This window comes from Anaerolineae bacterium (genome assembly GCA_016931895.1).
Lineage (GTDB): Bacteria > Chloroflexota > Anaerolineae > 4572-78 > J111 > JAFGNV01.
This window is the reverse complement of record JAFGDY010000027.1, coordinates 15,274-27,432: the sequence shown is the minus strand read 5'-3', so window position 1 is coordinate 27,432 and position 12,159 is coordinate 15,274. Positions and strand designations below refer to the sequence as shown.

Below are 12,159 nucleotides of genomic sequence, written 5' to 3'. Positions count from 1 at the left end.
CGGCCGTTAACGCGGGGACAGGCCGAAGATGATTGCCCGGTGCGCCAACCGCAACAGGAACAATCCAGACAATTGGAACAACAACAGGGGGATGCGGTTGGTGTTGTCCCACGTGTCTCCCTTTCGGCCAGAAATGCCGCCCGGCCAATTGAGCCGCGCGCGGCCGAGGCAATGAAACACGGCGCGGCCTGTTCCTGGCCGCCCGGCGCGGCCGGGTGGGCAAATATAAAAATGCCCTGCCCCCTGTGGTAGACCGGCCAGGAGCCGGTTCGACGCCTGGGGCGGGGCAAGTTACAACAAAATACTTGGCTCAAAATTGCTACCCCGGCCAGGTCACATTTCGGCGTTTATGACCAACGACCAATGACCAAACGTCGTCATTCGTCATTCGTCCTGCGTCCTTCGCCGGGACGACAAGGCCATTAAACTTGGCCGGTGAGGCGTAACAACTCAAACAAACATTGGCCCACCTTGAATTTTGGAGGTATCTATGCACCAATGTCTAAAAGGTGCTTTTTATATGAGCCTATTCTGGCTCAGCCCGGTTTTACTCATCACTCCTGCTTGCGGCGGCGCCGGCCCCAAACCCACCCCGGAAGTAGAAGTGGTGGTTTACTCTACCGAAGCGCCCAGCACCCCCACCAGCCCGGCGGCAACGCCAATGGTGGGGACAGGCGCCATGCAGGGCGATAGCGTAAGCAATGACGCCATGACCGGGCCGCCTGAGTTTGGCCTCAACCGCCCGCCCAACGAAAACCCGCTGACCGGCCTGACAGTGGACGACCAGGCCCTCATTCATCGCCGCCCGCTGATGGTGCGCATTGGCAACGACATTGAGGCCCGGCCCCAGGTGGGCTTGAACGAGGCCGAGGTGGTGTATGAAGAAATGGTTGAATGGTGGATCACGCGCTTTACGGCCATTTACTTGAGCCGGGATTTGGAGATGATTGCGCCTATTCGTTCGGCCCGGCTGATCAACTTACAACTTACACCCCAATACCAGGGCGCCCTGGCCCACTCCGGCGGGTCCGACCCGGTGCGCTGGCAGTTGTCCCAAACCAACATCGTTGACCTGGACGAATTTTACAATCGCTGGCTTTATTTTTACCGGGACGAAGAGAACTGGGCCACCCGCCTGGCCTTTGACGCCACCCAGGCCCGCGAGCATCTGTTGGCTGAAGGTCTGGAAAGCGACGTGGGGCTGCGCGGCTTTGTGTTTATGGACAAACCGGCCTGGGCCGATTTGCCAGCTGAGGCCATAGGGGAGGCCCAGGCCGTAACCGTTCCCTACCCGCCGCAAACCAGCGAGGCCCTGTGGCAATATGATGCCCAGAGCGGCCGCTACCTGCGCTTTACCACGGGCGAGCCGATGCTGGATTTTAACGGCAGCCAGATTACGGCGGCCAACGTGGTGATCTATTTTGCCGAGCACCAAGAAACCGACATTGTGGAAGACTCTATAGGCGGCACTTCAATCAACATCATTGTCAACGGTTTTGGCACGGCCTGGCTATTGCGCGACGGCAAAGTTTTGAAAGGGAATTGGGAAACCGACGGCGCCAAAATGCCCCTGTTCATTTTCAACGACGGCCGCCCGCTGCCCTTCAAGCGAGGCAACACCTGGATTCAGGTGTTGCCCTTGGGTTATCCGGTTGACATTGACGGCCAGACCCATTGGCGTTTAGGCGAGGCCGAAGCCGAAGCCACCGTCGAGCCAGAGACGCTGCCCACCGCCGAGCCAACCGCTACCGCTACGCCTATTGGGTCGCTTGCCACGGCCACGCCTAATTAAAAAACAGAAAGCCTCTCAGACCAGAGCTATGGATTACTTTCGGCTAAACAACTGGCCCAGCCAAATCAACACTGTTGCGCCAATTACGGCCGTAATAAAACTCCCTACCGGCCCGCCAAGTTGGATGCCAATCAAACTGAACAGCCAGCCGCCGATGATTCCCCCGATAATGCCCAAAATCACATTGACCAAACAGCCGGAGCCTCGCCCTTTGGTCAGTTGGCCGGCCAGCCAACCGGCCAGCCCACCCAAGATAATCCAAGCTAATAACGACATTATATCCTCCTGAAAATGATTTTTCCTAAAGTACAATACGGCCTACAACCCTAAAAGTTCCTTAATACTCTCTCATTACATAAGGCCAATTGCCAACCTGTTTGACCCTCACTATAATACCTCTCGACTTAAAAGCAGGAGCAATTCATTGCCAACACTAAAAAGTTACTTGTTATTGACCGTTTTCATCTCCGGCATGACCACCTTGGGCGTAGAGTTATCGGCCGGCCGCCTGCTGGACCCCTTTTTTGGAAACTCGCTGGTGGTGTGGGCCTCCATCATTGGCCTGATTCTGCTGTATTTAACGGTTGGTTACTTTATCGGCGGGCGCTGGGCCGATCAAGACCCCCGCGCCAGCACGCTTTTTCAAATCACAGCCTGGGGCGCGTTTTTGGTGGGGCTGGTGCCCCTCATTGCCGCGCCGGTGTTGCGCTGGTCAATCCTGGGCTTTGCCGATTATAATGCCGGTATTTTGGCCGGTTCGCTCATTGGGGTGCTGGTGCTTTTCAGCCTGCCGGTCACCCTCTTGGGCGTGGTCTCGCCGTTTGCCATCCGCCTCACCTTAAACGACGTGGCCCACAGCGGCCACACCGCCGGTTCTATTTACGCTCTCAGCACCCTGGGCAGCCTGCTGGGAGCCTTTTTGCCTGCGCTCGTACTCATCCCCAACCTGGGCACCCGCCTCACCTTCTTCGCCTTCGCCCTGGTGCTGCTGGCCGTCAGCCTGGGCGGTTTATTTTTGACCCGCGCCCGGTGGGCCTGGCTTTACCTGGCCCTGCTGGCCAGCCTGTTGGGCCTTTATCTGCTGTGGCCGTCTGGCCCGCTCAAACCCACGCCCGGCTTGGTCTTTGAAATCGAGTCCCGCTACAACTACATCCAGGTGCTGGAACACGTTGACCCCACCGGCCAAACATGGCGCGCCCTGCAACTCAACGAGGGCCAAGGCATCCACTCCACCTACAACCCTGCTTATCTCGACTATCCCCTGGTTGATGGCGTGTGGGATTATTTTTTGGTTGCGCCTTACTTCAATAACCCACCCTTTAACCAGAGCGACGTCCAAAACCTGCTGATTATCGGTTCCGCCGCCGGGACCATCTCCAAAGCCTACAGCCACATTTACGGCCCCATTCCCATTGACGGCGTGGAGATTGACCCGGTCATCATTGCCGTGGGTCGCCGGTGGTTTGACATGAACGAGCCAAATCTGGTCACCCACGCCCAAGATGGCCGCTATTTTTTAACCCGCACCCCTCAAACCTATAGCCTCATCGTCGTAGACGCCTACCGCCCGCCTTACATTCCGTTTCATCTGACCACCCGGGAGTTTTTTCAAGAAATTTACGACCATCTCAACGAAAAAGGGGTGGTGGCGATTAATGCCGGGCGCACGTCTACCGATTTTAGCCTGGTTGAAGCTTTGGGCGCAACCATGAAATCTGTTTTCCCCAATGTTTACGTGCTCGATGTGCCCGATTACGGCAGCTCGTTGGGCAACAGTTTGGTGATTGCCACCAAACAACCCACCCACCTGGATAATTTTGCCTGGAACGCGAGCCAACTCCAACACCCGCTGCTGCGCCTGGTAGCGGCCCGGTCCCTCAACGCCCGGATTTGGGAGTTTCAACCCGCTGAAGACGACGTTGTTTTTACCGACGACAAAGCCCCGGTGGAGCAGGTGATTCATGGTTTGATTATCAGGTATTTGTTGGGTGGATAAGCAGCGCCTTAAAAGTAGAAATTAAAAATTAAAGCTTTTCAGATAATGTTTTTGGGTAAGCCGAAGGCAATGCCTTCGGCTTACCCGGTAAAAGGAGTGCAAGGATGACCATCTTCAACCCCACCGACCACCCCCACCGCCGCTATAACCCTTTGACCGGCGAATGGACCTTAGTATCTCCCCACCGCACCAAGCGGCCCTGGCGCGGCCAGGTGGAAAAACCCCCGCCCGAAACCCGCCCGCCTTACGACCCCCACTGTTATCTGTGTCCGGGCAATACGCGGGTGAGTGGAACGCAAAACCCCAAGTATGAAAGCACTTATGTTTTTCCCAACGACTTTGCCGCCCTTTTACCCGACACGCCGCCTTCACCGGCCAACGACACGCCCCTGCTGCGCCTGGAAAGTGTGCGTGGCGCCGCCCGCGTGGTCTGCTTCTCACCCCGCCACGATCTAACCTTGCCGGAGATGGAAACGCAACATATTCGCAGCGTGATCGACGTTTGGGCCGAGCAAATCATTGATCTGGGCCGGTTATATCGCTGGGTGCAGGTTTTTGAAAATAAAGGCGCAATGATGGGTTGTTCCGACCCCCACCCGCACGGTCAAATTTGGGCCGGCAGCGCCCTGCCCAACGAAGCGGCCAAAGAGGAACGCCGGCAACGGGCCTATTTGGCGGAGCATGGTTCGCCGCTCCTGGTAGATTACGCCCACCTGGAAACAACCCGGCAGGAGCGGCTGGTGGTGGAAAACGAACATTGGCTGGCCGTGGTGCCTTTCTGGGCCGTCTGGCCCTTTGAAACGCTGCTTTTGCCGCGCCGTCACGTTTTGCGCCTGCCCGATCTGGATGACGCCGAGCGAAACGCGCTGGCCGGCATCCTCAAACGCCTGCTGACCAAATACGACAACCTCTTTGAAGTCTCGTTTCCCTACTCTATGGGCTGGCACGGCGCGCCTACCGGCCCGGCTCAAGCGGATGAAGACAATGCCCACTGGCAACTGCACGCCCACTTTTATCCGCCGCTGCTGCGCTCGGCTACGGTTAAAAAATTCATGGTCGGCTACGAGATGCTGGCCGAAGCCCAACGCGACCTGACCGCCGAGCAGTCCGCCGAACGCTTGCGGGCGCTGCCGGAAGTGCATTACAAGGCAACGAACTGAGGGGGCTATTCAGGCCAGGACACGTTTTGACATTCCTGACCAACGGGCAACGACCACCGACGAACGACCAATGACCAAAGTTGGTCGTTCGTCCTTCGTCCTTCGTCGGTAATCAGGTATCTTGTCGGACAATTAATATTGATAACCGGGTAATTCTGGAGATGGTTTTGTTTTGACCGGTTTTAACCACGTTTGCCAAATGGCGCCGCCAATGAGCGCCACGGCGACAATGGCCCACAACACGGCCCAGACAATGGCGGGGATATGGGTCAATTGGGCCATGGCTTGGGCGTCGTTTTCCGGCGTGGAAAAAAAGTGGGCCGAGAGGCCAATAAGGCCAAACAAATCTGAAAAAGCGGTAAGGACAGCTTGAATGGCGATGAGGTGAAGCAAAAAGATAATCCCGCCCGGCGGGGCCTTAAAAGACACCCCCAGAAACAGCCCGCCAAAAATAAAGCCGCTGAGGGTGGTCAATATCCCGCTCAAAACATAGGCCGAAAAAATACTGGGGACGCCATAACGCAACGACAAAAAAATCATGCCGGCCCCAATCACGCCCAGGGCAAGCCTGCCCCAGCGATAACTGCGGCCCAACAAAATTAGTAATGCCCCAAACAGGGCAACGCCCAGATAACCCGCCGGAATGACCACAAAACGCCAGCCGCCGGCTGTGGTGGCCAGACCGGCTCCGTTTGGATGCACCACAAATCTGATAAACTCTCCACCAGTAAGTAAGGCCGCCAGGCCGTGCCCCAACTCGTGGACAATGGTCAACAACAAACGAAATGGATAGTTGAGCCAGTTTAACCAGGGGAGAATGGCCACCAATAACGTAAATAACCCGGCCAGGCCAATTAAGGTGAGGGTCTGCCGGGTTGAAAAGTCAGCCTGGCGGGAGGAACTAAAAAGAGACTGGAGTGAGTTCATTGCGCGCTCAATATTTTCCGGCCTGCGGAGGTTTGGAAACCCCCCGCGGGCTTCAAAATTTAAAGTCTATCCAGCAGTTCTTGTTTTTTGGCTTCAAATTCCTCTTTAGTGATAACGCCCTGCTCTTTTAATTGGCCCAGCTTTTCCAGGGCGGCAAACACATCTTTACCGGCTGCTTCTTGCCCCTTTAAGCCCGATACAAACTCTTTGCCCTGTTCAAACGCTTCCTGGTAGGCAGCTTTGGCCGAATCCAGGTTAACGTCTAAAAATTGGCCGCTGGTTTCCAGATGAGTAATCACCACCTGGCCCACCGCATAAGTGGAAGCGCCCGACAAGGCCGACATGGACAGGCCTCCCAGCACCGTGCCCACCCCCGGAATAACCTTGAACAGGCTGGAGCCAATTTTAGCCAACGTGCTGCCGGTCAACGCCGACACAAAGGCCTTGCCCTGCGCCTGGGAAAAGTCTGCGCCGTACAGGTCGGCCAGTTGTTTGAGCATATCCAATTGAATGGCCGTTACTGCGGCCAGGTCAAACAAGGGCACCGGAATTAGCCCGGCTCCCAACGACCAAATCACATGACTTCTGACAATTTTATCGGCTTCTTTTTTTTCTGGCATGGTTTGCTCCTTTGGCTTAACTTTTGAAGAATAACCAACACGTCTGTTTCATTAATCTTTATTACGCTTGAGTGACAATAAAGTTTCACCCTTCATCTTGCCAGAAAATAAGAAGTTTGCCAAGTTTGGGGTCATTAAACCCGGCAGAAACGGCCGTTTTTTGCCGTTGCTTAACCGAGATTATGAATATACTCCTGCAATTTACGCTGCGAAATCTTGGTGCATTTATCAGGAATGATCTCCGCCATTTCTTCTTCGGTCAGGCGAACGCTGAGGATGTCCAGGGCGTCTTCGGGCGACTGCCCGTAGGCCAATTTTTGTTTGCCGTTTTTTAGCTCAAATAAATACATATAGTGGGGGTTGCTAAAGCTGCTCATGCTTTTATCAGCGCCTCCTGATACGCGCCGGGTTTTTGCCGGTCAGAGGGATCAAGCTCCTTGTTGATTTCATGGTTATATTTTCCGGCCAAAAGCTCCCGGTAAAATTGATAATTCACGCCTTTTACCTTTTCATCGTCGGGAAAACGGTGATAATTTTCTTTTGACATCAAACTTTTGCCCTCGGCAATGAGTTGATAACCCAGGGCCGAACCGGGGTAGGGGGCATAGTAAGAAATAGAGGGGAACACATACCGCATTGATTTGAGCATACGCATGGTTTTAAAGGCGTCTTCAGGCGTTTCGCCGGGGATGCCGAGCATGATGTTGGCCCAGAACATGGGCGGTTGTTTGCCCTCCCGCTCAAATTCCAGGCCAAGCCGGTTCACCAGGTCAATGGCAAAGGCGTTATCCTCTTCGGTGCACTCTTTGTTCAACAGCCGCAGAATCCGGTCGCTGCCGGATTCAAAGCCAATGGAAATTGTATTCCAGTTTGTTTCGCGCACCAGCGCCTCAAACAAATCCGGCCACTGCCTTACCGTGTCGGAACGACCCGCCGCCCAATAAGGCCAAACTTTGTTGGCCCGGCGAGGATATTTGTCAATCCACTCCTCTAACCAACTTGGATTTTGAAAGAACATTGAATCATGAATGACGATGGAGCCAACGCCATATTTTTTATCCAGGTAGTTAAGTTCTTCAATGACCATCTCCACCGGGCGGCGGCCCATATTGGGGATGTAGGAATTCTCATTGCAAAAAACACACTGCCAGGGGCAAACCCGGCTGGTCAAAATAGTGGCCACCGGCCCCGGTCCCCAGCCACATTCCGGTTCCATTGGCCAGTTGAACTTTTTGCGCAAGCGGCGATGCGGCCGGGGCCAGAGAGCGCGGTCCAGCATGGGCCACTCGGCCATTGATTTGGCCCCCACACCCATAATTACGCGGGGATGGGCCAGGGGGTTTTGCACCAGGTCAACAATCACCTTTTCACCCGGCCCCTGGCAAATACGGTCAAACTCTTTTACCTCGGTCATTTCATCCAGGGCTACAGTGGCGTGCATGCCCCCGGTCAACACCAGGCCGTGGGGATTGGCTTCCTTAAAAAGCTGGGCGGCCTTTCGCGCCACCGGGAAGGTGTAACTTCTGACATTCATGATCATCATCTCATACCCCGGCAACTGCTTTTGCAACTGGGGCCATGCGGTGACCAGGCGCGTTGAGAGCAGATCGGTGGTAATGCCATTTTGATGCAGAATGGTGCGCAGCAGCCCCAGGCCATGGTCCTGCCACTGCTCGTGGGGGCCGGCGGGATGAACCAAGTCGCCCAAATCTCCCAAGTCTAACCACAAGATGTTTGATTTTTCGCGTTTCTGTGGCCAAAATCTGATCATTTTCTCACGTGTCTCCAAAATGGCTATGCGCCCAGAATTTTTCAAAAACAGACTATAATAATGTTACATTCTACAATACTCGCTGCTTCCGGGCAAAAACCAAATTTTACGCCAAGATGAATAAAAAAGCCAGTCCGCAAATGAACCGGCTTTTGTATGCAAAAGTGTGACCTCGTTCCCAAACTGAGTTTGGGAACGAGAGTGAGTTAAGGTTGGGAATCAGCCTAGCACCTACAAGACGCGCCCTTTTCCCCGGCGGCGGTGCGGAAAGAACTGCCGCAGGCGCAAGACTGCACCGCGTTGGGATTCTCAATACGGAAACCGCCGCCCATCAGGCTGTCAAGGTAATCAATTTCAGCCCCATCCAGATAAAAAAGGCTGCCGGGGTCAACGATAACTTTAAGCCCGTTGGCTTCAAAAACTTGATCATCCGTTTCCGGGCTTTCGGCAAACGTCATGCCGTAAGAAAGGCCGGAACAGCCCCCGCCGGAGACGAATACGCGCAAGGCGTGGTTGGTAAGGCCCTTTTCGGCCATTATCTTCTCCAATTTATCAGCCGCCACCGGCGTCAATGTAATCATACGTTAATACCTCCTGAATATTGAATTGGCTTACCAGATAAATCACCCATAATGAAAAACAATTTTACTCGACACGGATAATTTTGTCAATTTTTATAGTAAATTTTATAAAAAATAAAGTTACCCCTATTCTTAGGGGAGGTGAGTTTGAACGGTGGTCAACAATATCTTGCAGGTGAGATTGTGAGGTTTTTGCCAGAAAGAATAGAGGGGAAGCCCCGCTTCTTTGCAGCGATACAACGGAGTTTTTTTGAGACAAAGCAAGCTTGGACCAACACGGCCAAGCTTTTACCCTCTGCCGTTGCTCAAGATGTTTTTCACCGAGCGGATAAGTTGTTCTACGTCAAAAGGTTTGGTGATGTAGTCTTCTACGGGGGGTAAATCTTCAATAATGACCCGGCCATGTTCAGGCACTTTGGCGCTCACCACCACCACCGGGATGTCGGTCAGATCGTCGTCTGTTTTCATTTCCCGGTAAACGTCCCAGCCATTGATATCGGGCATCATCAGGTCAAGCAAAAGCAGGTCCGGTTTGCGCTCTCTCATCATGGCCAGACCCTGCTGGCCAGAAGTCGCGCCCACCACTTTGTAGCCGGCCAATTTCAGGGCTTCACGAACCAGATCAATAACAGGACGTTCGTCTTCTATATACAGAATATAAATATAGAAATCTTTGGACATGGCATACCTCGGTGATGTGGAGTTTTTTGGGAGTGACTCCCGGCCATCCACGCCAGCCCTATTTTAACGCGAGTGAGGCGCAATGTCAATTAAAGATATTAGCCCTAAACCATTGCTTCCCGGATAACGGGCGCTATTTCATCTTCCTCTGCCGCCGATTCGGCCACTTTAAACACAATTTCGCCTTCTTCCACATCTGCCTGAACAATATCGCCCGTTGAAAATTTTCCGGCCAAAATGCTTTCTGAAAAGGCGTCTTCAATTCTTTTTTGGATGACCCGCCGCAGCGGACGAGCGCCAAAATCAGGGTCGTAACCTTCTTCGGCAATAAGCTCTATGGCGGCCCGGGTGACCATCAGCGACATCTCCTGCTCGGCCAAACGCTGGCGCACTTGTTCCAACAACAAATCCACAATTTCGGTAATCTCTTGCCTGGACAAGGCCCGGAAGATGACAACGCCGTCCAGCCGGTTGCGGAATTCGGGGCGGAACATGCGCTCCATTTCTTCCATCACCTTTTTGCGCATTTTTTGGTAGGCTTCTTCTTCGCTCAACTTTTCGTCCCGTTTCACCCCAAAACCCAGGCTGGTTTCGCGCTTGATCAAATCTGCGCCCACGTTAGAAGTGAGGATAAGAATGGCGTTGCGGAAGTCAACCCGTTTGCCTTTGGCGTCGCTCAAGTTGCCGTCTTCCATTACCTGCAATAAGGTGTTAAAGGCTTCGGGGTGCGCTTTTTCAATCTCGTCAAACAGGATAACGCTATAAGGACGGCGGCGCACCGCTTCGGTGAGTTGGCCGCCCTCTTCGTAGCCCACGTAGCCGGGCGGAGAGCCAACCAGTCGGGCCACGTTGTGCCGTTCCATAAATTCGCTCATGTCCAATTTTATCAGCGCGTCTTCACTGCCAAACATAAATTCGGCCAGGGCTTTGGCTAATTCGCTTTTGCCCACGCCCGTAGGCCCCAAGAACATAAATGTGCCGATAGGACGGCGGGGGTCTTTGAGGCCGGCGCGCGCCCGGCGCACCGCTTTGGAAATGGCCACAATTGCTTCATCCTGGCCCACAATGCGCTTGTGCAAGGCCGCTTCCATCTGGAGCAGGCGCTCTTTTTCTTCGGTGGCCAGTTGGTGCACCGGGATGCCGGTCCACATGGCCGTTACTTCAGCAATATCTTCGGCGGTTACTTTTGGTTTTTCAGCCGTAGTTTCATAGTCCAGCCCAATTTGGTCAAAAGGCTGATTGCCGGCAGGCTCATCCAGAAACCCAATATCGTCGTCTGGAAAATAATCCGCTTGTTGCTTTTGCAAATCGGCCACAAAGGGTATCTTATAAAGGCGGACTCTGGCCGCAGCTTCGTCAATCAGGTCAATGGCTTTGTCGGGCATAAAGCGGTCGGTTACGTAACGGGCAGCCAGGTGGGCGGCGGTAAAAAGCGCGTCGTCGGTTATTTCCAAATTGTGGTGCGCTTCGTAACGGCCGCGAATGCCTTTGAGAATTTCTATGGTTTCGTCAATGGTTGGTTCATCCACCATCACCGATTGGAAACGGCGTTCCAGGGCGGCGTCGCCCTCAATGTGTTTGCGATATTCCTCCAGGGTGGTAGCCCCAATGCATTGCAATTCTCCCCGGGCCAGGGCCGGTTTGAGAATGTTGGCTGCATCAACCGAACTACCGGCCGAACCGGCCCCCACCAGCATGTGCAACTCGTCAATAAAAAGAATGGAACCAGATTCTTTGATTTCTTCAATCACCCGTTTCAGGCGTTCTTCAAATTGGCCGCGATACATGGTGCCGGCCACCAACGAGCCAACATCCAGCATGACTACTCGTTTACCCAACAACGTATCCGGGGCCTCGCCGTTGACAATGCGTTGGGCCAGGCCCTCCACAATAGCGGTTTTGCCCACCCCCGGTTCGCCAATGAGGGCAGGGTTGTTTTTGGTGCGTCGAGAAAGAATTTGGATAACCCGCTCAATTTCTGTTTGGCGACCGACCACCGGGTCCAATTTTCCTTCTACCGCGTAAGCCGTCAAATCGGTGCCCAACTGGTCAACCAGGGGGGTGTTTTTGCCGGAATCCCGGCCTGAGGTAGAGGAGGACTGGCTGGAACTTTCCATCATCACCCGGGCCGTTTGTGACCGGACTTTATCCAGGCTGACGCCCAATCCCTTGAGCACGTCCACGGCCACCCCTTCACCGGCTCGCACCAAACCCAACAACAGGTGTTCGGTGCCAATGTAATGATGTCCCAACCGGCGGGCCTCGTCAACGGCCAGTTCAATCACGCGTTTGGTGCGGGGGGTCAGGCTTAATTTGCCGTACATGGCTCGCTGGCCGCGACCAACAGTGCGCTCTACTCGCTCCCGGATTTGCCGGGGGTCTACGCCCAAATCGCGCAATACTCTAACCGCTACCCCATTTTCTTCTCGCACTAAACCCAGCAAAAGGTGCTCGGTGCCAATATAATTATGATTAAGGCGCTGCGCTTCTTCCTGGGCCAGGGTCAAAACCCGACGCGCGCGCTTGGTGAAACGATCAAATTTATCAGACATATAAAAATCCTCGTGTAAAATGAGTCACTAACTATTTACCTTACCTAAACTGGATTGTCAAATATTGAGCAATATTTCT

The 12,159-nt window shown here is 54.0% G+C and carries 12 protein-coding genes; 4 read left to right on the top strand and 8 right to left on the bottom strand.

The window, feature by feature from the left end; all coding sequences use genetic code 11:
* Both JW953_02300 and JW953_02295 read left to right on the top strand, forming a co-directional pair.
* A partial coding sequence (locus tag JW953_02300; GenBank protein ID MBN1991506.1) for a hypothetical protein occupies nt 1-252 on the top strand: 252 nt, incomplete at its 5' end.
* Between the two features lie 268 nt (nt 253-520).
* Complete coding sequence (locus tag JW953_02295; GenBank protein MBN1991505.1) at nt 521-1,792, top strand: DUF3048 domain-containing protein; 1,272 nt, start codon at nt 521-523, stop codon at nt 1,790-1,792.
* Nucleotides 1,793-1,825: 33 nt separating this feature from the next.
* On the opposite strand, the gene JW953_02290 is transcribed toward JW953_02295, so the two are convergent.
* Nucleotides 1,826-2,068 (bottom strand): GlsB/YeaQ/YmgE family stress response membrane protein, encoded by a 243-nt coding sequence (locus JW953_02290; protein MBN1991504.1) that lies wholly within the window; start codon nt 2,066-2,068, stop codon nt 1,826-1,828.
* 148 nt (nt 2,069-2,216) lie between these two features.
* Between JW953_02290 and JW953_02285 the strand changes: the two genes are divergently transcribed.
* On the top strand, nt 2,217-3,788 hold the full coding sequence (locus JW953_02285; GenBank protein MBN1991503.1) for a fused MFS/spermidine synthase: 1,572 nt from the start codon (nt 2,217-2,219) through the stop codon (nt 3,786-3,788).
* Between the two features lie 104 nt (nt 3,789-3,892).
* Nucleotides 3,893-4,948 carry a UDP-glucose--hexose-1-phosphate uridylyltransferase gene (locus JW953_02280; GenBank protein MBN1991502.1) on the top strand — a complete coding sequence of 352 codons (1,056 nt, stop codon included), beginning with the start codon at nt 3,893-3,895 and terminating at the stop codon, nt 4,946-4,948.
* Nucleotides 4,949-5,080: 132 nt separating this feature from the next.
* Here the strand turns inward: JW953_02280 and JW953_02275 are convergent, their stop codons facing one another.
* The 7 genes from JW953_02275 to JW953_02245 all read right to left on the bottom strand — a co-directional run bounded on the left by JW953_02275 (nt 5,081) and on the right by JW953_02245 (nt 12,080).
* Nucleotides 5,081-5,875, bottom strand: coding sequence for a M50 family metallopeptidase (locus JW953_02275; GenBank protein ID MBN1991501.1), 795 nt, complete (start codon nt 5,873-5,875; stop codon nt 5,081-5,083).
* Nucleotides 5,876-5,934: 59 nt separating this feature from the next.
* Nucleotides 5,935-6,495 carry a DUF697 domain-containing protein gene (locus JW953_02270; protein MBN1991500.1) on the bottom strand — a complete coding sequence of 187 codons (561 nt, stop codon included), beginning with the start codon at nt 6,493-6,495 and terminating at the stop codon, nt 5,935-5,937.
* Nucleotides 6,496-6,665: 170 nt separating this feature from the next.
* Nucleotides 6,666-6,845 (bottom strand): hypothetical protein, encoded by a 180-nt coding sequence (locus JW953_02265; protein ID MBN1991499.1) that lies wholly within the window; start codon nt 6,843-6,845, stop codon nt 6,666-6,668.
* A 23-nt stretch (nt 6,846-6,868) separates the two neighbouring features.
* Complete coding sequence (locus JW953_02260; protein MBN1991498.1) at nt 6,869-8,266, bottom strand: B12-binding domain-containing radical SAM protein; 1,398 nt, start codon at nt 8,264-8,266, stop codon at nt 6,869-6,871.
* 224 nt (nt 8,267-8,490) lie between these two features.
* Nucleotides 8,491-8,847 (bottom strand): iron-sulfur cluster insertion protein ErpA, encoded by a 357-nt coding sequence (gene erpA / locus JW953_02255; GenBank protein MBN1991497.1) that lies wholly within the window; start codon nt 8,845-8,847, stop codon nt 8,491-8,493.
* Between the two features lie 288 nt (nt 8,848-9,135).
* Nucleotides 9,136-9,528 carry a response regulator gene (locus tag JW953_02250; protein MBN1991496.1) on the bottom strand — a complete coding sequence of 131 codons (393 nt, stop codon included), beginning with the start codon at nt 9,526-9,528 and terminating at the stop codon, nt 9,136-9,138.
* 104 nt (nt 9,529-9,632) lie between these two features.
* Nucleotides 9,633-12,080 carry an ATP-dependent Clp protease ATP-binding subunit gene (locus JW953_02245; GenBank protein MBN1991495.1) on the bottom strand — a complete coding sequence of 816 codons (2,448 nt, stop codon included), beginning with the start codon at nt 12,078-12,080 and terminating at the stop codon, nt 9,633-9,635.
* Between the last annotated feature and the right edge of the window lie 79 nt (nt 12,081-12,159).

Coding starts and splice junctions, on each gene's coding strand:
- JW953_02295 (MBN1991505.1), top strand. CDS start 521: ATGAGCCTATTCTGGCTCAGCCCGGTTTTACTCATCACTCCTGCTTGC.
- JW953_02290 (MBN1991504.1), bottom strand. CDS start 2,068: ATGTCGTTATTAGCTTGGATTATCTTGGGTGGGCTGGCCGGTTGGCTG.
- JW953_02280 (MBN1991502.1), top strand. CDS start 3,893: ATGACCATCTTCAACCCCACCGACCACCCCCACCGCCGCTATAACCCT.
- JW953_02275 (MBN1991501.1), bottom strand. CDS start 5,875: ATGAACTCACTCCAGTCTCTTTTTAGTTCCTCCCGCCAGGCTGACTTT.
- JW953_02270 (MBN1991500.1), bottom strand. CDS start 6,495: ATGCCAGAAAAAAAAGAAGCCGATAAAATTGTCAGAAGTCATGTGATT.
- JW953_02265 (MBN1991499.1), bottom strand. CDS start 6,845: ATGTATTTATTTGAGCTAAAAAACGGCAAACAAAAATTGGCCTACGGG.
- JW953_02260 (MBN1991498.1), bottom strand. CDS start 8,266: ATGATCAGATTTTGGCCACAGAAACGCGAAAAATCAAACATCTTGTGG.
- erpA (MBN1991497.1), bottom strand. CDS start 8,847: ATGATTACATTGACGCCGGTGGCGGCTGATAAATTGGAGAAGATAATG.
- JW953_02250 (MBN1991496.1), bottom strand. CDS start 9,528: ATGTCCAAAGATTTCTATATTTATATTCTGTATATAGAAGACGAACGT.
- JW953_02245 (MBN1991495.1), bottom strand. CDS start 12,080: ATGTCTGATAAATTTGATCGTTTCACCAAGCGCGCGCGTCGGGTTTTG.